The 21,842-nt window shown below is 60.5% G+C and carries 19 protein-coding genes; 9 read left to right on the forward strand and 10 right to left on the reverse strand.

The annotated features are described in order from the left end of the window. Positions 1–207 precede the first annotated feature (207 nt). Together V7080_RS03005 and V7080_RS03010 are read left to right on the forward strand one after the other, a co-directional pair. Positions 208–1,689 carry a DUF2868 domain-containing protein gene (locus V7080_RS03005; RefSeq protein WP_334186914.1) on the forward strand — a complete coding sequence of 494 codons (1,482 nt, stop codon included), beginning with the start codon at positions 208–210 and terminating at the stop codon, positions 1,687–1,689. Beyond that, positions 1,686–3,155, forward strand: a complete 1,470-nt coding sequence (locus tag V7080_RS03010; RefSeq protein ID WP_334186915.1) for a DUF3482 domain-containing protein — start codon at positions 1,686–1,688, stop codon at positions 3,153–3,155. Before V7080_RS03005 ends, V7080_RS03010 begins: the two co-directional genes overlap by 4 nt. Positions 3,156–3,225: 70 nt before the next feature. Here V7080_RS03010 and V7080_RS03015 read toward each other — a convergent pair whose 3' ends face one another. Next, positions 3,226–3,540: a hypothetical protein gene (locus V7080_RS03015; RefSeq protein ID WP_334186916.1), complete on the reverse strand. Its 315-nt coding sequence runs from the start codon at positions 3,538–3,540 to the stop codon at positions 3,226–3,228. Positions 3,541–3,637: 97 nt separating this feature from the next. Then, positions 3,638–3,832, reverse strand: a complete 195-nt coding sequence (locus tag V7080_RS03020; RefSeq protein WP_334186917.1) for a YqaE/Pmp3 family membrane protein — start codon at positions 3,830–3,832, stop codon at positions 3,638–3,640. 212 nt (positions 3,833–4,044) lie between these two features. Between V7080_RS03020 and V7080_RS03025 the strand changes: the two genes are divergently transcribed. From V7080_RS03025 to thpR, 3 genes are all read left to right on the forward strand, one after another. Beyond that, positions 4,045–4,467 carry a hypothetical protein gene (locus tag V7080_RS03025; RefSeq protein WP_334186918.1) on the forward strand — a complete coding sequence of 141 codons (423 nt, stop codon included), beginning with the start codon at positions 4,045–4,047 and terminating at the stop codon, positions 4,465–4,467. A gap of 275 nt (positions 4,468–4,742) precedes the next feature. Beyond that, the gene (locus tag V7080_RS03030; protein WP_334186919.1) at positions 4,743–5,705 is read left to right on the forward strand and encodes a metallophosphoesterase family protein; all 963 of its coding nucleotides are present in this window, start codon (positions 4,743–4,745) and stop codon (positions 5,703–5,705) included. A gap of 93 nt (positions 5,706–5,798) precedes the next feature. Continuing rightward, complete coding sequence (gene thpR, locus V7080_RS03035; RefSeq protein WP_334186920.1) at positions 5,799–6,374, forward strand: RNA 2',3'-cyclic phosphodiesterase; 576 nt, start codon at positions 5,799–5,801, stop codon at positions 6,372–6,374. Between the two features lie 44 nt (positions 6,375–6,418). Here thpR and tcdA read toward each other — a convergent pair whose 3' ends face one another. Beyond that, positions 6,419–7,267, reverse strand: a complete 849-nt coding sequence (gene tcdA / locus V7080_RS03040) for a tRNA cyclic N6-threonylcarbamoyladenosine(37) synthase TcdA (protein ID WP_334186921.1) — start codon at positions 7,265–7,267, stop codon at positions 6,419–6,421. A gap of 87 nt (positions 7,268–7,354) precedes the next feature. Here tcdA and V7080_RS03045 point away from each other — a divergent pair, with 87 nt between their 5' ends. From V7080_RS03045 to pdxH, 3 genes are read left to right on the forward strand one after another with little or no spacing between them, the layout of a single operon-like run. Then, positions 7,355–8,515, forward strand: coding sequence for an MFS transporter (locus V7080_RS03045; protein ID WP_334186922.1), 1,161 nt, complete (start codon positions 7,355–7,357; stop codon positions 8,513–8,515). A 4-nt stretch (positions 8,516–8,519) separates the two neighbouring features. Continuing rightward, the gene (locus tag V7080_RS03050) at positions 8,520–9,056 is read left to right on the forward strand and encodes a hemerythrin domain-containing protein (RefSeq protein WP_334186923.1); all 537 of its coding nucleotides are present in this window, start codon (positions 8,520–8,522) and stop codon (positions 9,054–9,056) included. 11 nt (positions 9,057–9,067) lie between these two features. Beyond that, positions 9,068–9,703: a pyridoxamine 5'-phosphate oxidase gene (gene pdxH, locus V7080_RS03055; RefSeq protein WP_334186924.1), complete on the forward strand. Its 636-nt coding sequence runs from the start codon at positions 9,068–9,070 to the stop codon at positions 9,701–9,703. Positions 9,704–9,726: 23 nt separating this feature from the next. Here the strand turns inward: pdxH and msrA are convergent, their stop codons facing one another. Next, positions 9,727–10,266 (reverse strand): peptide-methionine (S)-S-oxide reductase MsrA, encoded by a 540-nt coding sequence (gene msrA / locus V7080_RS03060; RefSeq protein WP_334186925.1) that lies wholly within the window; start codon positions 10,264–10,266, stop codon positions 9,727–9,729. Between the two features lie 185 nt (positions 10,267–10,451). Between msrA and V7080_RS03065 the strand changes: the two genes are divergently transcribed. After that, positions 10,452–10,964 (forward strand): flavin reductase family protein, encoded by a 513-nt coding sequence (locus V7080_RS03065; protein WP_334186926.1) that lies wholly within the window; start codon positions 10,452–10,454, stop codon positions 10,962–10,964. Between the two features lie 180 nt (positions 10,965–11,144). On the opposite strand, the gene pbpC is transcribed toward V7080_RS03065, so the two are convergent. The 6 genes from pbpC to V7080_RS03095 all read right to left on the reverse strand — a co-directional run. Continuing rightward, positions 11,145–13,490 carry a penicillin-binding protein 1C gene (gene pbpC / locus V7080_RS03070; protein WP_334186927.1) on the reverse strand — a complete coding sequence of 782 codons (2,346 nt, stop codon included), beginning with the start codon at positions 13,488–13,490 and terminating at the stop codon, positions 11,145–11,147. After that, entirely contained in the window at positions 13,487–18,622 is a 5,136-nt protein-coding gene (locus V7080_RS03075) for an alpha-2-macroglobulin family protein (protein WP_334186928.1), read from the reverse strand. Before V7080_RS03075 ends, pbpC begins: the two co-directional genes overlap by 4 nt. A gap of 183 nt (positions 18,623–18,805) precedes the next feature. After that, the gene (locus V7080_RS03080) at positions 18,806–19,834 is read right to left on the reverse strand and encodes an L-threonylcarbamoyladenylate synthase (protein ID WP_334186929.1); all 1,029 of its coding nucleotides are present in this window, start codon (positions 19,832–19,834) and stop codon (positions 18,806–18,808) included. Between the two features lie 4 nt (positions 19,835–19,838). Beyond that, on the reverse strand, positions 19,839–21,032 hold the full coding sequence (locus tag V7080_RS03085) for a 5-(carboxyamino)imidazole ribonucleotide synthase (protein ID WP_334186930.1): 1,194 nt from the start codon (positions 21,030–21,032) through the stop codon (positions 19,839–19,841). Continuing rightward, positions 21,029–21,544 carry a 5-(carboxyamino)imidazole ribonucleotide mutase gene (gene purE / locus V7080_RS03090; protein WP_334186931.1) on the reverse strand — a complete coding sequence of 172 codons (516 nt, stop codon included), beginning with the start codon at positions 21,542–21,544 and terminating at the stop codon, positions 21,029–21,031. The genes V7080_RS03085 and purE overlap by 4 nt, the downstream gene beginning before the upstream one ends. Position 21,545: 1 nt before the next feature. After that, positions 21,546–21,842: phosphoribosylaminoimidazolesuccinocarboxamide synthase (locus tag V7080_RS03095; protein ID WP_334186932.1), on the reverse strand; the 297-nt coding region annotated here is incomplete at its 5' end.

The raw sequence follows: 21,842 nt of genomic DNA on the forward strand, positions 1-21,842 counted from the left end.
TTCCAGCGTGATCCCACGAATAATCGTCATATACGACATCAGAATATGTAATTGAATGACGCCAGGTTCAAGAGTGGATGTGCATGCCCTCCGGAAAGTAAGAAAGGACCAGCGGGAGAACTTCCTGAACTCAATCTCTGCCAAGCCACCGAAAAATTAATTAACTTACAATAGAGTGAATTCGTTTTCCTTCTCTTCAGGGACGTCATGAAAGAACGGCTTGCACGGGATGTCATGCTGATGTCAGCCATAGAACAGACGGACCAGGAAAGACGCATCCTGTCCGATGAAGACCGAATGTATGCCAGCCGTAGCGCGCATGAATTGGCGCGCTGGGAAGTGTCGGACAAGCGATCGGCCATGTCTGTCGAGTTGTTCCTCGCCAAACGTGCAGAGCAAGTGCTGAAGAAAATTGCAGAGCGACATCGCGGGTTTTCAAAGTTCATTGCCCCTGCAAATCTGTGGCGGTTTATCGGGGTGGGTCTGCCCCTTGTCGCGTTTTTATCGGGCTTTCTCGTGGATCGGATAGCCGATCCCCACCGAGTGGATCTCCTTTCCGCACCCTTGCTGTTAATCATCGTCTGGAATGTTGCAGTATATGTTTGGCTATTGATCAGTGCATTCATACCAGCATTCAAAAGGCATCCCGGAGTACCGCTTCGCCTGGCGCGCTTCACCTCCGGACGACTTCCCGCGCGGCGAACGCTGCCCCAGCCCCTGACAGTTGCATTAGGCAGGTTCGGCGAAGAATGGACGCGAATGAGCATGCCGTTGAGCCGCACACGCCTCAATCGCATCGTGCATGTCGGTGCGCTGTGTTTTGCACTGGGCGCCATCCTTTCACTCTATGGACGCGGCGTGTTTACCGAGTATCGCGTGGGTTGGGAAAGCACTTTTCTGAATGCGGAACAGGTACATGCGATGCTGACATTCCTGTTCACGCCCGTCATGTCGCTGCTTCAGCTGCAAGGATTCTCGATCGCCGATGTGCGAGCGTCGCAGTTCACGCAGACGGTATCCGGAACTGAAGGCGCGCGGTGGGTGCATCTGTATGCCGGCACGTTGTTGCTCGTGGTGGTGCTGCCGCGTCTTGCACTTGCGCTGTTTGCAGGCTGGAAGGAGAGCCGGCTGTCGAACCATTTTCCGATCGACCTTGCGCAACCCTACTTCCGCAAGCTCGCCAGCATCGTGGAATCGTCGGCGCCGGCTGTGATGCGCGTTTTTCCGTACAGCTTCACCATCGATGAATTGCGCGACAAGAATCTTTCGCTCGTGGCGCAGATGCTGATCGGCGAACAGGCCCGCGTCATGCTCCGCCCTTCTACCGGTTACGGCGATGCACCCGAGGAATTGCTGGGTCATGCCTCTGTGGCGAAGTCGGAGATCGCGCTTACCGTGGCATTGTTCAACCTGAGCGCAACACCGGAAAAAGAAAACCATGGCGATTTCCTCGATCATCTGGCGCGCGCCGCCCCGGGAAAGTTACTGGCCTTGATCGACGAGTCGGCATACCTGGAACGCGTGGGTGACGGCTCGGGAAGCGCATCGCGCATCGAGGAGAGGATTGCGCTTTGGCGACAGTTCTGCGAACTGCACAAGGTACATGCCGTGATCGTCAATCTGATTAATCCGAGCAAATATGCGGACGAACTCGACCGCGGCCTGGCGACGCTCGACCGCTCGCGATGAACGATACGGCACAAAAAATTCAGTTCGCCCTCATCTCGCATACCAATGCCGGCAAGACGACGCTTGCCAGGACGCTGGTCGGAATAGACGTCGGCGAAGTGCGCGATGCACCCCATGTCACCTCCCTGTCCGAGTCGCATACGCTTCTGTCTACGCCGGACGGCGACACATTGCAGCTTTGGGATACGCCGGGCTTCGGCGATTCGGTACGGCTATTGAAGAGGCTGGGTATATCCGGCAATCCGATCGGATGGTTCCTGCGGGAAGTGATAGACCGCTATCGTGACCGTCCATTCTGGTTGAGCCAACAGGCGATGAGAACCGCCCGCGAAGAAGCCGATGTCGTGTTGTATCTGGTGAACTCCTCGGAGAACCCGAAAGACACCGGTTACCTGGCGCCAGAAATGAAAATTCTGCAATGGCTGGAAAAGCCGGTCGTGGTGCTGCTCAACCAGATGGGACCGGCGCGCCCCTTCGCCGAAGAGCAGGCCGAACAGTTGCGCTGGGCAAAGCATCTCGAAGACTACCCGGTGGTACGGAAAGTCATCGCACTGGATGCGTTTGCCAGGTGCTGGGTGCACGAGCGGGTATTTTATGAAACCGTAAGCGACCTGATCCCGGTAGACAAAAAGGATGTCTTTGCCCGTCTGGTAAAAATATGGGAGCAAAACCACGAGGCGCGCCTGCACGGTGCCATGCAATTGCTGTCGGAACAGCTTATCGAGGCCGCAAGAGATAGCGAGCCAGTGGATACGACCGTCAGTCCGATCCTTGGCCCGGTGCTCAATGTGATCGGCATGGGTAAGCAGCGCGAATCCAAACGGGTGAACGAGGCAATGAGCACATTGATGACGCGGCTGAACGATCGGATACTGCGCACCACCACCGGCCTGCTGGCGCTGCACCGGCTTGACCCTGGCGCTGCGACGGAAATAAATGAACGGGTGAACAAGGGCTTTGTCGTGCAAGCGCCTGTCGATACGAAACAGGCAGGTTTGCTGGGCGCATTGCTATCCGGCGCTGCCACGGGTGTATCGGCGGATTTGATGGCCGGCGGCATGACGTTCGGCGCCGGCGCCCTAATCGGCGCGATCGCCGGCGCCCTCACCTTTACCGGTGCCACATGGGCCTTCAATGCCTCCACGGACAGAAACGAACCGAAGGTGCGGTTCTCGGATGAATTCCTGCGCACGCTTGTCGTCACGAGCGTATTGCGGTATCTGGCAGTTGCGCACTTCGGGCGCGGCCGGGGCAATTTCGTCGAGAGTGAGGCACCTGCTTTTTGGCAGAACGAAGTCGAGGCGGTGGTAGCGACGAATGAAAGCGTTCTGGCCGGGATATGGCAGGATGCACGGGCAGACGCGAAACGGGACAAGGCGCAGGATGCCTTGACGGAAACACTCAAGCGCATGACTCTGGAGGTATTCGACAAGCTCTACCCGAACCAGATGCGAATGCGATCATGAAGGCATCGCGGCAGCGCGTCGCGTGCTGCAGGCAGAATCGGAAGCAGACTCGGCAACCTCGCAACCTTCTTCAGCGCCGCCATCCGCCATGCCTGCCACCGTGGAAGCCATGGCCGCGGAAGTGATGGTGGCGATGCCCATATCCATGATGCCTGCCGCCGCCGCTTCGGTAGTTCAATCCAAAGTTGAGATGCACCGGCGGCCCGACGTAAACCGGCGGACCATAGCCATATACCGGCGCAGGCAGGACATACGTCGGGGCGGCAACGTAAGGCTGATCATAGGAATGCGCCGAATATGTCCCATAGCTTTGGTCATACGGCGACACGACAGCGCATCCCGAGAGCGCCACGGCAACAACTACGGGCAAGAATAAACGGTTCATAGAATCCTCGACTAGGTGAACGATTAGACGCGCATGTTGCTCTGCGGTTCTTGCCTGCTTGACCAATATGTTGTCATGGCCCCCTCGAAGCGGAACGTCATCCACGCGAGGAAAGCTGGCGTTCGAACGCCTTTTCCCTTTTGTGCTCCCGGACTGCGAATACAGCCCAGATCGCCGCGGGCAACCAGCCAATGAGCGTTACCTGCAGGATCAAACAGATGATGCCGGCCACAGGGCGGCCGATCGTAAAGAATGCGATGAAGGGAAGAACGATTGCTATGAAGGTACGCATGGTGTGTCCTCAAGGAAAGCGCCGGATTGATCCGTCTGCGTGTTTGGCTTGATGATCCGCATTGAAGTCGCTGCTGATGCCGCCTCACAATCACATTGACTTATCCGGTTTGCAATGCAGGATAGACACCTATGGCAAAAGAACTATCCCATGGTCTTTGTATCTGAATGTCATATCGTTTCACCGGTCTGCACAATGCAAAGGAGAAATTTATGGCCCAGGAATCCAGACACATGACGAATGAAGCCGATATCGGCAGCGGCAAAAGGACACCCGGACAGCAGGATATCGATCGCGCCGTGGAAGACGTCAATGTTCCTCTTCCCCAGGTCGGCTCACCGCGCGACGGCAGTCACCTGACGCAGGGCCTGGAAGAGCAGGCCTTTTACCAGCGCGAAGGATTTCACCAGGACGAGCTTCCTGGTCGAGTGCTGCAAAGCGGTGACCATATTGCGCGTATTGTTGCTGTGAAGCAGCCCGACGACACGTTCGAAGCCCAGGTGTATGTTCGTCTCGCACGTGAACCGGAAGTGGCGGAAACCTATATTCCCGTCGGACACTATGGTTCGGAAGCAGCCGCCATGGAAGCAGCGGAGGAAAGGGCAAAGCGTGCGTTTGACGAGCACGAGTTTTGATGCTTTGCGATGTAATCTGGTTTTGCACAGGTGATTGCCTGACGAACAAAGTGGCCGGCTGACGCTGAACAACTTCGCGCAGCAGATCAATCCAGCGTGTGGGGCAAGCTGGCCACACCCCCTCGACTGCTTGCTTGCTTGCAGGATGGCCAAGTGCCTCTGTACAGTACGTTTTGTGTCCCGGGAAAGTGACTGGAGTGCCAGAAATTTGGTCCGGATTGCATGCCTGTCGTGAAACCGATACGCTTATGCGATATTCAAGACAGCAAAAGGTTATGTTCAGCAATCGTATTCCCCATTCCGTTCTGACTTCTGCAATCGTAGCGCTTTCATCCTCCTTTCTTTTCGGCCTGTCGGGCTGTCAATCGGATAAATCCTCAACACCGGGCAATGTTTCCACCGGATCGATTCCCGGCAAGGGAATCAATATCTATGCTGCCGGCGATATCGCCGACTGCAAGAAGGTCAAGCCCGAAAAAAGCGGTGCAGCCAAAACGGCAGCGCTTATTGAAGCCCGTCTCGCCGAAGACCCTGATGCGGTAGTGCTTTCGCTCGGCGACCATACTTATCCCGTCGGGTTGCACGAGGAGTTCACCTACTGCTACGAGCCGACGTGGGGACGCTTCAAGGATCGCACCTATCCGACCCCGGGAAACCATGAGTACTACACTCCGAAAGCAGTCGGCTACTACGCCTATTTCGGCACGATTGCGGGACCGGGGCAGCGCGGTTATTACAGCTTCAGGCTCGGCAACTGGCATGTAGTTTCGTTGAACAGTTATCTGAAGCCGGAGGAACACCAGGTACAGATGGAGTGGTTGAAAGCCGATCTGGAGAAGAACAAGGCACGCTGCACGCTCGCCTTCTGGCATCACCCCTTTTACAGCTCAGGCGGGCATGGCAGCAGCCCGCGCATGAAAGACGCATGGAAGCTGCTCGTGGACGCAGGCGCCGACGTGGTACTGAGTTCCCACGATCACGACTACGAGCGCTTTGCACCGCAGGATGAGAACGGACGGGAGGACGACCAGCGCGGGATGCGGCAATTCGTTGTCGGCACCGGCGGTGCGGAACTGACGCCGTTCTGGTTCAGAAAATCCAACAGCGAGGTCAGCGACAATTCATCATTCGGCGTGCTCAGGCTCAACCTGAAACCCACCGGTTACGAATGGGAATTTTTACCGATCGATAAGGACGGTTTCCGCGACCGCGGCGCGGCGCTTTGCAATTCTTCATGATGCCGGTCATGCAGGAGGCAATTCACGATGATATGGTAGCCAAATGATCACGCATGCGCGTCGCAGGCATGCGGCCTTTCCCGGGAAACCAACATGCCCAATTCCACTTCCGAATCCTTGCGCCTGTTTTATGCATTGTGGCCCGACAATGCGACACGCACGTCGTTGATGCAATTGCAGTCAGGCGTGCATGGACGCCTGATTCCCTATGCCAACTTGCACATCACCCTCGCCTTTCTCGGCCAGCAACCCGTCTCTGCCTTGCCGGTGCTGAAAGACATACTTTCCGAATTGCCGGCGTCACCAATGATGCTGAACCTCGATCGGGTCAGCTATTTCAATAAGAACAGGATTGCATGGGCGGGAATGCACGATGTTCCGGAGGAGTTGATCATCCTGCAACGCAGCCTGGTGAGTGCGCTGGCCGAGAACGGGATTCGTTTCGACAGTCATTCCCATTTCAAGCCGCATGTAACGCTTGCGCGGGATGCCGCGCCGCCGTCCGATATGGTGTTCGACCCGATTGCATGGCGGGCTGACCAGGTGGTATTGGTGCAGTCCGTTACTGCCAGTGAAGGCCCGACTTATCATGTACTGGAAAGTCGTTCGCTGGCGGAAAATACGCGCATGGCGGATGAACGCGGGCCGGGCGCCAGTCCCGTTCTGTAGACAAGTTTTTGTGAACGCCGACTGCATGGCGCCGCCTAAGCAAGTCAGGCAGGGGTTTTCTGATCCGCATCCTGGGCAAGCTTGCGCAACACCTGAGCAGCGGCAGTCAGCCCGAACGAGGCGGTAACCACCATCGATGACCCGAAGCCGGCACAATTCAGTCCGGTCACACCGGTGCTGTCATCGCTGTCGTCCGTTTCGCATGCGCCCGCACTTTCGGGGAACCGCAGCGGTTCGGTCGAAAACACCGCATCGATACCAAACTTGTTTTTAGTGCCGCGGGGGAAACCGTACTGCGCGCGCAGTCGCTTGCGTACCTTCGCCAGCAACGGTTCCTGTTCGGTCCGGCAAAGATCGCGAATTTCGATTTTTGTCGGATCGGTTTGACCGCCGGCGCCGCCGATGGTGATCAGGCGCATCTTGTTTGTCCTGCAATAGGCGATCAGTGCTGTTTTTGCCCGCACGTTGTCGATGGCATCGATGATGTAGTCGAAGCGCCCCGGCGTGATCATTTGCGCAAGGTTGTCCTCGGCAATGAAGTCTTCCACTTCCGTGACGCGGCAGTAAGGATTGATCTGCGCCACCCGCTCGGCCAGCGCCGTCACCTTGGCCTTGCCCAGCGTGTCGGTCAGTGCATGGATCTGGCGATTGATATTCGACTCGGCGACGTTGTCGAGGTCGATCATCGTGATGCGGCCGATCGCGCTTCTTGCCAGGGCCTCAACAATCCATGAACCAACGCCGCCGACACCGATGACGCACACATGCGCATCGCGAAAACGGGCGAGCGCGGCTTCGCCGTAGAGGCGGGCGATACCGCCGAAGCGACGGTCGAAATCGATCTCTTCTTGCGAAGAAGACAAATAGGGATTCAGGGGAAGGACAGTGCTCATGGCGTCATTTTAACGGAGCGCAACGGAAATGTTCTTGTGCGGCATATTTTTGTCGCTTTCTGTTAGCGCTTTGGGTATCGTTGAATCGTGTTTCCCTCTGCCCCGCTTCTGCAACTCATCCTGGTGTCGTTAATGGCGCATATCGCGCTGGCCGGGTCGCGCATCACCACGTCCCTGTATGCACTGTCCCTGCATGCGTCCGAATTGACCATCGGCATCCTGATCGCCCTGTTCTCCCTTTTTCCAATGATGTTCGCCGTCGCCGCGGGAAGGCTGGTCGATCGCATCGGCATCATGAAACCGATGCTCGCCGGTTGCCTCGCCATGAGTGCGGGCTGCGTGTTGCCAAGCATGTTCGGCGGCCTGCCGGTGCTATACCTGGCAGCCATTCTGATCGGAACAGGATTCATGGCGGTGCAGGTTTCGTCGCAGCATTGCGTGGGAGCGATCAGTGCGGCCGGAAGCCGGTCGCTGAACTTTAGCTGGCTCGCGCTCGGCTATTCGGTATCGGGCTTTTGCGGACCGGTGCTTGCGGGTTTCATCATCGATCATGCGCAGTACAACATTTCCTACGCGGCGTTTTTTTGTTTTGCGATCGCTGCGCTGTGCCTGACTACGTACGGAAGGCTTGCGCAACTGCCGCTCGCACCACAGCAAAAACCGCCGCAGGCCGCCAGCGCGCTCGATCTCCTGCGCAATACCGACATGCGGCGCATCTACTTCGTCGGCACATTGCTATCGGCTGCCTGGGACCTGTTCACATTCGTCCTGCCGATTCATGGATCACGCCTCGGTTTTTCGGCATCGACCATCGGACTGATACTCGGCTGCTTCTCCGCCGCCACATTCGTCGTCCGTCTAGGCATGCCATGGATTTCCCGCCGGTTCTCGGAGTGGCAGGTGCTGGCCAGCGCCCTGCTGCTGTCGGTGCTGTGCTATGGAGTGTTCCCATTGATGCGCGAACCGCTGTCATTGATGACGGTAGCCGCGGTCCTCGGCCTGGCCGTTGGTTCCAGTCAACCCAACATGCTCGCACTGCTGCACCATGCCGCGCCCGCAGGACGCGCAGCGGAGGCCGTCGGCGTGCGCATCACCATCGGCAACGCCTGCCAGGTGATCCTGCCGCTCGCCTTCGGCGGCGCGGGGGCCGCTCTCGGACTATCTGCGGTATTCTGGAGCATGGGCGCGATGATCGGCGCCGGCGTGCCGATTGCCTGGCGCAATGCGAAAGCCAAAAAACAAGGATGACAACATGACCGATTTATTTGACACCGCACCGGGCTTCGACCAGCCGATCGCGGTACTGAAGCATTGCCACGACCGCATCCGCAAGCAGCTTGCAACGCTGGAGAGGCTCGCGTCGCATTTGCCGCGATCCGGTGCCGACGCCGACGCGCAGCAGGCTGCGAAGGCGGTCCTGCGTTATTTCACGCAGGCCGCCGGCAAGCATCATCAGGACGAGGAGCAGGACCTGCTGCCGGTGCTGCGCGTGGTGGCGCAGGGAGAAGATGCGGCGTTGCTGGACAACCTGATGCCGGAGTTACTGAAGCAGCATCGCGAGATGGATGCGGCATGGGAGACCTTGCAATCCCCGCTGGAAGCAATCGCGGCAGGCACTGCATCGGAACTGCCGACCGACGCAGTGCGGCGATTTTCCGAGATGTATACTGCCCACATGAAGGAAGAAGAATCGCACATCGCACCGATGGCCAAGCGCTTGTTCAGCGACGCGCAGATGCAGCAACTCGGCGACGCGATGCGCGCCCGCCGCGGCCTCACCGAACAATAAAAGGACAACCCATGTCGATTGCCAATTTACGCAAGGATTACAGTCACGCCAGCCTGTCGGAGACGGATGTCGATCCGGATCCGATTGCGCAATTCAAGCGCTGGTTTGACGAGGCCATCTCGGCGCAAATCCCGGAGCCAAATGCGATGGGCGTGTCGACGGTCGGCGCCGATGGCCGTCCCTCGTCGCGTATCCTGTTGATCAAGGACGTCAATGAACGCGGCTTCACCTGGTTCACCAACTATGACAGCCGCAAGGGACGCGAACTGGCCGCCAATTCGCATGCGGCGTTGCTGTTTCACTGGGTTGAACTGGAGCGCCAGGTGCGCATCGAGGGCTCGGTGGAACGCACCGCAGCGGAGGAAAGCGAAACCTATTTCAACAGCCGGCCGTTGAAGAGCCGCATCGGCGCGATTGCGTCGGCACAAAGCCAGCCTGTCGACAGCCGCGAACGGCTTGAAAAACAGTTTGAAGCGGCGGAACAGCAGTACGGTGAATGTCCCGCACGTCCGCAACATTGGGGCGGCTACCGGTTGAAGCCGGAATACATTGAATTCTGGCAAGGCAGGCGATCACGCCTGCACGACCGTATTGCCTATGTCCTGCAACAGGACGGCAGCTGGCTGAGGCAACGGCTGCAGCCCTGACTGACGTCCGTAATCGGCGCTTTTTATCCCACCTTGCTGTTGATCCGCTCGGAGAACGTCTTCCTGAATTTCGCCACTTTCGGCGCGACGACGAATGCGCAATATCCCTGCAACGGATGCTGGCGGAAATAGTTCTGATGATATTCCTCGGCCTTGTAGTAGATTTCGGCCGGGCTCAGCTCCGTGACGATGGGCGCGTCCCATACATTCGCCATCTCGGCAATGACATGCTTGGCCGTGTCCTGCTGCTCCGGTGAATGGTAGTAAATGACCGAACGGTACTGGGTGCCGACATCGTTGCCCTGCCGGTTCAGCGTGGTCGGATCGTGGATGGTGAAAAAGATTTCGAGCACTTCACGATAGGTGACGACGTCGGTATCGAAGGTGATCCGCACCACTTCCGCATGACCTGTCGTGCCTTCGCACACTTGCTCATACGTCGGATTCGGCACGCGTCCGCCGGTATAGCCGGACTCCACCTGTTCGACGCCTTTCAATTCCTGGTAGACGGCTTCCAGACACCAGAAGCATCCTCCGCCCAGGGTTGCAATTTCGGTTGCCATGATTCACTCCGGTTATTCAATGGTTACGACTCTAGCGCAAAGCCTTGCGGCTGCCTATGACATTCGATTATCCGCCGCAATTTCTTGATCGTGCTCAATTTGATCCAACGCGTTTCCGGCATAGGGCCCCTTCCTCCCCGCACGGCTGATTTTCGGCATAATGAACGAAATTTCCTGGAATTCAGATGTCTACTCCCATTCTGCAAGCGGTGCCGCCGGAATTCGACAGCCGGCATTTTCGGCAAGCGCTGTCCCAATTCGCCACCGGCGTTACCGTGATCACCACCTGCCTGCCGGACGGCAGCTTTCTCGGCTTGACGGCAAGCTCATTCAATTCCGTATCGCTGGACCCGCCGCTGGTGTTGTGGAGCCTTGCGCAAGGCGCGAGCAGCCTGCCGGTATTCACCGGCAACTCCCATTACGTGATCAATATTCTCGCGGGCGACCAGGCGGCGCTGGCGGAGCGGTTTGCGATGCGGATCGAGAATCGCTTCGAGGGTGTGGACTTTGTCCTGTCACATACCGGCCTGCCGATTTTAAAGGGTGTCGCGGCTTGGTTCGAATGCCATAACCGTAGTCGTTATCCGGAAGGCGACCACGTGATTTTTGTGGGGGAAGTGGAACGCTGCGATGTGTCGCCGCGCCCGGCGCTGGTGTTTCATGGCGGGCGTTTTGTTTCCACGCAATTAGGAAATTAGCGGACGGCAAGCTGGATGAAGGCTGCTTCTTTCCTGGAGCGACGGTACTCAAGTCGTCGAATCCCCTGGTCGTTTTTCACTACGCATTGATTATGCAACTGCGCCACAAGCAATAAAGAGGCTTCGCGATCGGAATTTGCCCATTCGCCCCCTTCATTCGCCACCTTCTCCAGCAGTCCATCAGTCGACACGTACGCTGATACGGTCGTACCTGCCATGACTGTCGAAGGCGCTGATGTCATACCGGCCGGGCGCCGGAAATTCAACGAACTGTTCCCCGGCCTTTGCCTGATGCGACAACAGTCGGCCGTTCACCATCCAGTTAATGTCCTCACGCGAGCCACGAATATCGAGCCGGGCACGGGGAACCGCGCCGTTCGTTGCGCGGCGCAGAACTTCACCATCATTCAACCCGACGATCTTGATTGACGCAGCAGGGCGATACGCCTGTGCGCAGCGGGGCGTCCATGGCGGCGGCGTCACATTTTTGCGCAACCCTGCATCCAGCCACGGCTCGAGCGAGGCCGGCCAGCGTGCGGTCTGCCGCTGCGCGAACGGTTCCGCAGTGCAGTCCGGCATGACGCGCAGCCCGCTTGCGTGGTCGACGAAATAGGTCAGCGTCGGCGTACCGGCCTGAAGACGGTCCGCGAATGTCGGGGGAGCAGCGCCGGCGAGCGTCCACGCGGTGCGCTGGATCGGGCATAGCGCAGGGTCCGTCCCGGCCGCGCGGGTGCCGAGCGGCCAGCATATTTTTTCCTGCGTAACACTGTCCGGAGCCGGGTTCGGACTGGCGGCACGCCCGCCGGGCAGGGCAGTGAAAATATCCGCCAGCAGCGGTGCCGCGACGTTGGCCCCGAAAAATCCCGGGTTGGGTGTGCCGTCCGGCCTGCCGACCCAGACGCCGACGGTATAGCGATTGCCGACACCGACGGCCCAGGCATCGCGGAATCCGAAGCTGGTGCCGGTTTTCCATGCAATGCCGCGGTACCCGCCCTGCCCCTCGACCGCCCTTCCGATCGGACCGCCGGTCTCGAGGATGTCGCGCACGATGAACGCTGCCCCTTCACTCATCATGCGCTGTTCCCGTTTGGGCGCATCGGGTGTAAATCGCGGGACGGCCGCTAGTCCCTTCCGTGCAAACGCGGCATAGGCGCCGACCATGTCCTCGAGCGTGGCGCCGGCGCCGCCGAGAATTACGCTGAGGTTAGGCGTGCCGCCGCGCGGGAATTCAAGCGCAAGCCCGCCCCGCCTGAGCATGGCGACGAAGCGCGTCGGACCGAGTTGTTCGAGTACTTCCACCGCCGGCACGTTGAGCGACTTGACCAGCGCCTCCGAAACGCTGACCGGGCCGTGGAAAGATTGCTGGAAATTGCCCGGCTGGTAGCCGGAGAAGGATTGCGGGGTATCGGACAGCAGCGATTCGGAGTGAATCATGCCCTCGTCGAGCGCGAAGGCATACAGGAAAGGCTTGAGCGTCGAACCGGGCGAACGCGCTGCCCTCACCATGTCGACATGGCTGAAGCGATCGTCGTCGCTGAAGTCCGCCGAACCTGCATAAGCCAGTACTTCCATGCTGGCATTGTCGAGCACCATCGCCGCCAGCGAGACGCGCGGCGGCAAGGTTCGCGCACGGTCGGCGAGCAGCGCTTCCACCGTGGCCTGGGCGCCTGCATCGATCGTCGTGTCGATTTTTGCTTTGCCGGCAGCACCACGCTTCAGTCGCTCCGCCAGCAGCGGCGCAAGCAGCGGCTCGCGGAGGGTCTGCGCAATGACCGGCTCGGTCAGCGCATCGGCGATCGCCGCATCGGGCCAGCGTCCGGACATGCGCCGCAATACCTTGTCGCGGGCGGACTGCGCCCGCTGCGGATAGCGATCCGGCCGCAGCAGCGAGGGCATCTGCGGCAGCACGGTGAGCAAGGCGGCTTCCGCATGGGTCAGGCGGACCGATGGCTTGCCGAGATAGGCGCGGCTTGCGGCTTCCACGCCTTCCAGCACACCGCCCATGGGTGCGTAATTCAGATAGAGGTTAAGGATTTCCGCTTTCGAATAGTGGCACTCGATCTGCAGCGCCCGGATGATTTGCCGCAACTTGCCGGCCACCGTGCGCGGAACCGGCTCGATCAGGCGCGCCACCTGCATGGTGATCGTGGACCCGCCGGAGACGATCTTTCCATTGACCGCCCATTGCCAGCCTGCCCGCAGAAGCGCAAGCGGATTGACCCCCGGATGCCACCAGAACGCGCGGTCCTCATAAGCGACCAGGGCTTCGAGGTAGAGCGGCGAAACCTGCTGCAGTGCGACAGCATGCCGCCACACATGCTGGTTGTCCGGAAAAGCGCGCAATGGTGTACCGTCGCGCGCCAGAACGACCAGTGCATACGGGGAATCGCGTCCCGGCGCGGGTAAGGGAAAGAGCCTGTCGAGCGCCAGCAGCGCCAGCAGCAAGACCAGGGCAACGGCCAGCCAGCGCCAACGCTTGCGAACGATGGCGGACGAAAACCGCCGCCATATCGGCGTTGCCATCATTGCGCTTTCAATTTATCCGCCACCGGCCTGGCCGCAGGGGCATTCGCATTCACGATCGTCAGCGTGTCGGCGCCTCCGTTCAGGCCATAGATATCCGGCCGGTACATGTCTTCCGCATACACGGGCGGCACGATGAACTTCCCTGGCGTCACCACCCGGGCGCGATAGAACAGCGTCAACGGCTGGCTGTCCAGCCGGACCGCAGCGACGAAGCGGTCATCGCGGAACTCCACGTGCTTGATGCGCGAATCGCTCATCGCCTGCGCCGGGTTGACATCGGCGATATTGACCGATGCCATCTGCTCGCCTTGCACGATATTGGTGTTCTCGATTTCCAGGCCGGCCGGTATGCGGTCGACCACCATGCCGGTGCCGATCGGCGTCTTCGAACGGGCTGTGATGCGCATAAGTACCGTTTCGCCGACCTTCAGCGCCCGGCTGCCGATCGGACTGCCGTCCGGTGCATGCATGATCCTGGTCAGATCGATCGGGTCGTTCTTTGCCGCCGGCAGCTTGATCGGATTGCCGGACAGCGACAGCTCCGCGTACAGCGTCGTCTTATGGGTATTGATCACCTTCATGCCGTTGGCGAGATCGCCGGTCGACACTTCACGGAAAAGGGTTGCCTTGCCCGACAGCGCCTCCTGCCCGCCGCCTGCGTCGATGCTGGCTGTCCACTGACTGCCGCTGTCGCCGGCATAGGACCTGCCGACGAGGAACAGTGCCAGTTTTTCCTGTGTACTGAAATAGTGATACGGTGACTTCTCCATTTCAGCGGCAATGACTGCAACCAGGTTGTCGCGGCCCTCCGCCTTGATTTGGTGCCGCTCCAGCAGTGCCGAGGACATTGCCGCATCCCGCAGCGGGCTGCCGTAGTCGGCCCACCACCCGCTGTCGCGCCCCTTGCGTAGACCCTCGGCAATCGCGGTGTCACTCCTGGCCTGATCGCCCATCAGCTTGAGCGCGATGCCAAGCTGGATCAGCGGCAGGCCGGAATGCGCCCGGGCGCGGGATTCATGGAGTTGGCGCAGGGTTGCCAGGGGTGCGCGGTTTTCGCGGGCGAGCACGTAGGCGCCGTAGGCCAGTACATTGAAGCGGCCGTTGTCGGCGGCGCGGTTGTCGGTCCAGACGCTGTTGCCGGCATGGTCATTTGCGCCGGTGCTGGCGGCTGTCGCCGGCATGCGTGACACGCCGTCCTGCAAACCACGCAGCAGGAAGTCGGTTGCCTTGCGGTACATCGCATCGGGCACGCCAAATCCCTGTTCACGCGCATCCTGCAGGAAGCTCGTGACATAGGCGGACAGCCAGTACTCGTATTCGCTGACATTGCCCCACAGGCTGAAGCCGCCGTTCGGTGCCTGCATCGCGGACAGGCGGGCGACCGCCTTGTCGAGCATGTCGATGCGCTGCTCACGGGTGTACGGTTTCAAACCGAAGCGCCGCGCGGCGTCCTCATCGACGAAGACATGCGGGTAGGCGGTGCTGGTGGTTTGCTCCGTGCAGCCGTACGGGTAGCTCAGTAAGCCCTGGATGGCGGAGCGCACATCGATCGGCGCCTTGTCCGACAACACCAGGTGCGCCAGCGCGGAACCGCGATGCAGGCCGGACAGTTCGGCATCCTTGAGATCCAGGGTTTCGCCCGGCTTGATGCTGAAACGGCGCGTGAATTGCTGTTGCGGCGTCGGCGCCTGCACCATTAACGGAAACTGGCGTTCCAGCTTGATCTGCTGCCCGTTGACCTTGACCGAAATGGTATGCAGCCCCGGTATCGGCCGCGCCTCGACCGGGAAACGCAGGGTGCGCTTCTCCTGGTCCTTGAGGGTGACCGACTGATCCCCCTGCTTCATCTGCAAGCCATCGCCGCCGCTCACCGCCACCTTGAGCTGCTGGCCGGTGCTGGACAGATTGTGCAGGTCGAGCGCCACCATCGCGCTGTCGCCGAAGGACAGGAACCGCGACGCGGCGAGTTCCGCCACCAGCGGCGCGGCGACCGTCATGTCCGCGTCCTTGAAGCCGTAGCGGTCTGCACCGGCCACCACCGCCATCAGCCGCAGCGCACCGTTGAAGTCGGGCAGTACCAGCGGTATCTCCGCTTCACCCTGCTCGTTCAATACGACCGGTCCGCTGAACAGGTCGACCAGCTTGACTTTCTTGGGGAGGCTGCGGGTGGGCTTCGGCGTGTTGTCGCCGCCGAATTTCAGCTTGCCTTTCTGCCCCTGCATTTTTTCGATCAGGCGGCCGTAAATGTCGTGCTGGTCGGCGCCGTAGCGCAGCTTGCCGAAGAAGTAGCCATGCGGATCGGGCGACGCGAACCGGGTGATGTTAAGAATGCCCGTGTCCACCGCAGACAGGGTGACGAAGGCCTTCTGGCCTTTCGCTTCCGGCACCTTGACTTTTACCTTGACGGTCGTTTCGGGCAGCACCTTGGGCGGCGCTTCCAGCGTGACATTAAGCTTACGCTCGGCGCGTTCCAGCGGCAGGTGAACGATGCCGAGCGCCCGCGCCGGCGTTACCCGGTCACCCTCATTGCCCGGGCGCAGGACGATCACCGACACATACAGGTCATGTCGTTTCCAGTCACGGTGCAGCGGGATGTCGACCGTGGCCGTTTCGCCTGATACGGCGAGCCGCTTGACCCACAGGGTACGGTCGCCCTCCACCGTCACCAGCGCCTCGCCCTGGTGCGGCGGGGTGATCGTGAGGCGGGCGGTATCGCCGTCGCGGTAAGCGGGTTTATCAAGCTTGAGCGCGACTCGATCGGGCCTGACGCCCTGGGTCTCGTCCGAGCGGGCGCTCCAGCCGGCATAGAAACGGTAGGCGGTTTGCTGCCCGGTTTCCGGGTCGAGAATTTCAAGCCGGTAGCGGCCATAGCGCACCGGCAGGCGCAGCTTGGTGCGCGCGCCGGCGTGCACCGTCACGGTCGATGTTTCGACCAGCTCCTCGCTTTCGGTAAAGCCTGAATGCCAGCCGCGCTGGTCTTCGAAGCGCCAGTAATAGTTACGGTCTTCGCGGAACAGCCGCACTGGCATCGCGGCCGCCGGTTTGATCGTGCCATCCTGTCCGACCCTTATCACTTCGAAGTCGACAGGGCTGTTTTCCCGCGCATACTCGCCGGTGAACAGGGGCCGCACGCCGACCAGCACCGGTGCCGGCCACAGGACGCGTTCGATGCTGCGCACTACCGGGCGGCCGCCGGATTCCAGCAGGCTGATCGTGGCACGCACCGTGAACGGCGAACGGCGCTTTGCCGCCGGCGACAGATCGACATCCAGCTGCCCGGTGCCATCCGCGTCCAGTGCCTGCTCGTCCAGCTCTTTGCGGGTTTTTGCTTCCTCTTCGGCCACGTCGCCGAACTCAAAACCCGGGTACTGCTTGGCGAGCGGATTCTTGTTGCGTTCAAAGTGCGCAACGCCGAGCAGTCGATTTCCTGCTGCCGGCGCACCGTAGAGGTAAGTGCCGCGCAAATCGATGGCGAATTGCTTCTCTGGCGCAAGCGCTGTTTGCTGCGTGTTCAGGTCGAGTTTCATGCGCTCCGGCAAAAATTCCTCGACACCAAATCGGTACACCGTGCCGGGTACCTTGTCAGCCGGATCGCTGCGCAGTTCGAGCGTCCAGAAACCGGTAGGCGCATCCGCGGGCAGTTCCAGCTTCCTGACGAAGTAGCCGGCAAAGCGCTCATCGGGACGCCAGGTGGCGGTAAACTGGCTCTTGCCATCCGGCCGCTTCAGCACCGCCTGGATGGGCTGCGCCGGTACCGGCCTGCCATCGGCATCCCGCGCCAGTACCGACATGTCAAAGCTTTCGCCCGGCCGGTACAGGTTGCGCCCGGAGTAGGCGAACAGCCGCACCGGTTTATAAGGCGCACCGATGACGTCGTATTCGGAGAGGTCAAGCGCCGGTTCCTTCAGCGCGATCATCGACACCTGCTTGTCCTTGCGTGCCAGCACGACCTTCGCATCCTTGGGCTTGTCGGCAAACAGCACATGGCCGTCGCCATCGGTTTCGCTGCGCGCCAGGACCTTGCCCTGGCTGTCGATCCAGGAAATTTCGACGCCCTTGATCGCCTTGCCATCGACCAGTGAACTGACAAAGGCATCGGCGCTCTTGTCGAACAGCCGGACATGCAGGCCGAGATCGCTGACATAGAAATACGTTGTCTGAAATTCGTACCGGAAGCGGCCCGGCTGGCTCATCACAGCAACATAAATTCCAGGCTCCTTCAGTTCCGTGATGCCTTCGACCGGAATGTACGTGACGCCGCGCCGGTTTTGCCGCTGCTCGGTGAGAAAGCGCCCGGCGAACACGCTGTCGGTCAGCTTGCGCAGGTCGTCAAGCTGATCGACATAGACGGCGCCGCGCAGGGAACTGCGGCGCCAGTCATGGTCGCCTTCCTCTTCACCGGCTTCATCGTTGCCGGGGTTGGCAAGTTGTGCTGTTTTGGCGCAATTGATCACGCGATCGAGGAAGCGCGGCAATTGATCGCTTTTGACGCGGAGAAACTGGATATCGACTTCCGGCACATTGACGGTGACCACAGGCAGGCCGCCGTTCTGCTTGGCGGGCAGCACCATGCCGTTGCTGGCGAAATAGTAGGCCGGCGATACCGGGGCTGACAGCACGGAATAGCGCGCTTCCGATGCCAGCTTGGCGTTGCCCCTGGCTGGCAGCCCGGGCTGCACATAGACGACATACCGCGTCTGCGGCTTGATGTGTGGGAAGAACAGCAGGCGCGGGTTCTCCCCCACGACCCACGCGCCGGAAACCGGCTTGCCGCCCTTGGTGTCGGTATCTTCCGGCCTCATGCTGACTTTGTAGGCGGCGCCCTTGGCGGCAGGCAGATACGGGACTTCTTCCTGCTCTTCCTGGCTTGCCTGCGTCGCATCGATCGGCGTCGGCATCTCGAATACCTGGATGTATTTGTCGTATCCCTTGCCGGCATCGAGCGGCAGGCTGAAGGTGAGCGCCAGCGCAGGCGCGCCGTCGAGGCTGCGGTCGGCGGCATCGACCAACTGGAACACGGCGGCTGCATCGGTGTTCCCTGCATTGCCGGATTCGCGATGGGTAACGAACCAGTAGCCGGCTGCGAGCAGGACAATGACGGCCGTGGCAAGGCCAATGAGTTTTGTGCGCATGGCGCTCCCCGAAATGAAAGCTGTTTTTTATTGTGATCGCGGAAGAAATTTCCGCGGAACATTATGTCACAGCGGATACGTTTTTATTGTCGTATTTACAATGAATGTGGCTTACCAGTGCCGTCCATCGTTATCTGATCGGCCAGATCGTGGATGCCGCATTAGCGCCGGGCGACCAATGCCCTAAGTGGAGGAGGATGTAAAAAAGGTAGAAAGAATGCCGGTCGAATCGTGCGCAGCGCGGCGCAGTCGATCGTTGATACCCTGCCATTCGGCGTCCTGGGGTGGCGCCTCGACGATAATGAGATCGGCGCCTGCCAGATCCATCGCGCGCAATGCGGCATACAAATCGTGCGCATAGCCATGCGGCGCAACGGGTAACGCCAATTGTGCCGCCACATCCGGCGCGTGCGGCAGCGTGCGCCGCATCAGCGCCACCTTGCGCCCGGCGGTATTGAGTTGCTGCACGATGTCAGGCAGCCGGTCGGGCGCTGACAGAACGACCGGCGTGCGCGGGGCATAGTGCGCATCGAGCGTGCCGGACGCACGCGGGGCGGCGGCATCGGCGGAAGTCGGAAGCCGGCCAATGACACGGGCGATGTCTTCGGGGCTGATGTGCCCGGGCCGCAGCAGGACGGGGCCGAGCACATCCACGCGCGACAGGTCGAGAATCGTTGATTCAATACCGACATCGCTCTGTCCGCCATCGAGAATGCAGCGCACGGCACTATCCGGGCCATCGCCGAATTCGTCTCGTACGTGCCGGGCGGTTGTTGGGCTGACGTGACCAAACTTGTTCGCGGACGGTGCCGCGACACCGCCTTCGCCTGCCTTGAAGGCATTGAGCAACGCCTGCGCCACTGGATGCGACGGGCAACGCAAGCCGATCGAATCCTGTCCGCCCGATACTGCCGATGGAATGGCGGATGCGCGCTTGAGGATGAGAGTGAGCGGCCCTGGCCAGAACGCATCGATCAACGCGCCAGCCAGTGGCGGAATGGATGTTGCCCAGCGGCCGATATCCGCTGCAGGCGCGAGGTGGACGATGACGGGATGATTGGACGGACGCCCCTTGGCGGCATAGATTTTCGCGATGGCTGCCGGATTTTCGGCATCGGCGCCGAGACCGTACACCGTCTCGGTTGGAAACGCGACCAGTTCACCGCTTTCCAGCAGGCGCGCCGCCGCATCGATGTCGGTTTGCGCTGCCATGGAATCAGGCCGGGATGCCGAGGATGCCGCAGGCGGCGAGCAGGCTTTCCTGCGCCTGCGTCAGGGTTGGGGCAACGAAAGTCACATGACCCATCTTCCGGCCGCGCCGAGGGTCGTCCTTGCCGTACAGGTGGAGGTTGGCGCCAGGCAGCGCCAGCACCTTGTCCCAGGCCGGCTCGCGAATCTGTTCGGATGCGCCGTCGAACCAGATATCGCCAAGGATGTTCAGCATGACCGCAGGCGAATGCTGGCGCACATCGCCCAGCGGCAGCCGCGCCATTGCCCTGACCTGCTGTGCAAACTGGCTGGTGACGCAGGCATCGATCGTGTAGTGGCCGCTGTTATGCGGACGCGGCGCCATTTCGTTCACTACAAGCGAGCCATCCTTCAAAACGAAAAACTCGATGCATAGCACGCCGACGTAACCGAGCCGGCTGATGATTTCCAGCGCAGCCGCCTGTGCGCGTTGAGCGCAGGCGGCTTCGACGTTTGGTCCGGGCACGGTGGTGGTAAAGAGAATGCCGTCACGATGCACGTTCTCCGCAATCGGATACACCACCGACTGGGCATTCGCGCCGCGTGCAGCCAGCACCGAAATCTCGTAAGCCAGCGGCAGCATTTTTTCGAGCACGCACGCAACTCCGTTCATGCCGGCAAATGCCGCGCGCGCTTCGTCGCGGCTGCGCACCCTTACCTGACCTTTGCCGTCATAACCCATGCGCACGGTCTTCAGGATGCCTGGCAGCAGATGATCGGGAATCTCATCGAGGTCCGACTCCGCGTAAATCACCTTGTAGGGCGCGGGCAGCACGCCGGAACGGTCGGCGCATTCGGTGAAAAAGCGCTTTTCTTCGATGCGGTCCTGGGCGATCGATACGCAAGACGCTGACGGAGCGACGAAGACGCGTTCCGCCAGTGTCGCGAGGCTTTGCGCCGGGACATTCTCGAACTCGGTCGTCACGGCGACGCACTGGTCCGCCAATGCATTCAGTGCCGCCGCATCGGTATAACCGGCGCTCAGCAAATGGTCCGACGCATGGCCGGCGGGACAATCGGCGGCCGGTTCCAGCACCGCCACTTTAAAGCCCATTTTCTGCGCGGCATGCACGAACATGCGGCCTAGCTGGCCGCCGCCCATCATGCCGAGCCAGGTTGCGGGCGTTGCAGATGGGAGAAAGGGGTGATGAAAATCGCTCATACCGGAAGTGTCATTGCTTGCGCGGCCTGGGTTTGCTTGCTGCGGAATTCCAGCAGGCGGGCAGCCAGCTTGTCGTCGGTCGCCGCCAGCATCGCGATCGCCGTCAGCGCCGCATTGGCGGCACCGGCTTCACCGATGGCAAAGGTGGACACCGGGATGCCTTTCGGCATCTGGACGATGGACAGCAGCGAATCCTCGCCGCGCAGATATTTGGAAGGGACCGGTACACCAAGCACCGGTACGATGGTTTTCGCCGCGAGCATGCCCGGCAAATGCGCCGCACCGCCGGCGCCGGCAATGATCGCGCGCAGGCCCCGTTCACGCGCCGATTCCGCATAGGCGAACATCTGGTCCGGCATGCGGTGCGCGGAGACGACCTGCGCTTCATGCGGAATGCCGAATTCCTTCAGCATCGCAACCGCATGCTGCATGACTTCCCAATCCGACGAGGACCCCATCACCACGCCAACGAGCGGCGTACCTGCATGCGTGCTTGCGAGCGAGTCTGTCATATCAATCCTTTAACGACGAGCCGGTCAGGCGCATCAAGGCCTCGCGGTATTTCGCACCTGTTTTTTCGATGACGTCGGCAGGCAATGCCGGTGCCGGCGCAGTCTTGTTCCAATCAGTCAAGGTTTCGAGATAATCGCGCACGAACTGCTTGTCGAACGACGGCGGCGACATGCCCGGCGCATAGGAATCGGCGGGCCAAAAGCGGGACGAGTCCGCTGTCAACACTTCATCCATCAGATGCAAAACGCCATTGTCATCGAGGCCGAATTCGAACTTGGTATCGGCGATGATGATGCC

Origin of the sequence: Noviherbaspirillum sp. (genome assembly GCF_036846085.1) — a bacterium.
Taxonomy (GTDB): domain Bacteria; phylum Pseudomonadota; class Gammaproteobacteria; order Burkholderiales; family Burkholderiaceae_D; genus Noviherbaspirillum.

What these genes read in the sequence shown, in the direction of transcription:
- V7080_RS03005 (WP_334186914.1), top strand. Translation starts at nt 208, where the DNA reads ATGAAAGAACGGCTTGCACGGGATGTCATGCTGATGTCAGCCATAGAA.
- V7080_RS03010 (WP_334186915.1), top strand. Translation starts at nt 1,686, where the DNA reads ATGAACGATACGGCACAAAAAATTCAGTTCGCCCTCATCTCGCATACC.
- V7080_RS03015 (WP_334186916.1), bottom strand. Translation starts at nt 3,540, where the DNA reads ATGAACCGTTTATTCTTGCCCGTAGTTGTTGCCGTGGCGCTCTCGGGA.
- V7080_RS03020 (WP_334186917.1), bottom strand. Translation starts at nt 3,832, where the DNA reads ATGCGTACCTTCATAGCAATCGTTCTTCCCTTCATCGCATTCTTTACG.
- V7080_RS03025 (WP_334186918.1), top strand. Translation starts at nt 4,045, where the DNA reads ATGGCCCAGGAATCCAGACACATGACGAATGAAGCCGATATCGGCAGC.
- V7080_RS03030 (WP_334186919.1), top strand. Translation starts at nt 4,743, where the DNA reads ATGTTCAGCAATCGTATTCCCCATTCCGTTCTGACTTCTGCAATCGTA.
- thpR (WP_334186920.1), top strand. Translation starts at nt 5,799, where the DNA reads ATGCCCAATTCCACTTCCGAATCCTTGCGCCTGTTTTATGCATTGTGG.
- tcdA (WP_334186921.1), bottom strand. Translation starts at nt 7,267, where the DNA reads ATGAGCACTGTCCTTCCCCTGAATCCCTATTTGTCTTCTTCGCAAGAA.
- V7080_RS03050 (WP_334186923.1), top strand. Translation starts at nt 8,520, where the DNA reads ATGACCGATTTATTTGACACCGCACCGGGCTTCGACCAGCCGATCGCG.
- pdxH (WP_334186924.1), top strand. Translation starts at nt 9,068, where the DNA reads ATGTCGATTGCCAATTTACGCAAGGATTACAGTCACGCCAGCCTGTCG.
- msrA (WP_334186925.1), bottom strand. Translation starts at nt 10,266, where the DNA reads ATGGCAACCGAAATTGCAACCCTGGGCGGAGGATGCTTCTGGTGTCTG.
- V7080_RS03065 (WP_334186926.1), top strand. Translation starts at nt 10,452, where the DNA reads ATGTCTACTCCCATTCTGCAAGCGGTGCCGCCGGAATTCGACAGCCGG.
- pbpC (WP_334186927.1), bottom strand. Translation starts at nt 13,490, where the DNA reads ATGATGGCAACGCCGATATGGCGGCGGTTTTCGTCCGCCATCGTTCGC.
- V7080_RS03075 (WP_334186928.1), bottom strand. Translation starts at nt 18,622, where the DNA reads ATGCGCACAAAACTCATTGGCCTTGCCACGGCCGTCATTGTCCTGCTC.
- V7080_RS03080 (WP_334186929.1), bottom strand. Translation starts at nt 19,834, where the DNA reads ATGGCAGCGCAAACCGACATCGATGCGGCGGCGCGCCTGCTGGAAAGC.
- V7080_RS03085 (WP_334186930.1), bottom strand. Translation starts at nt 21,032, where the DNA reads ATGAGCGATTTTCATCACCCCTTTCTCCCATCTGCAACGCCCGCAACC.
- purE (WP_334186931.1), bottom strand. Translation starts at nt 21,544, where the DNA reads ATGACAGACTCGCTCGCAAGCACGCATGCAGGTACGCCGCTCGTTGGC.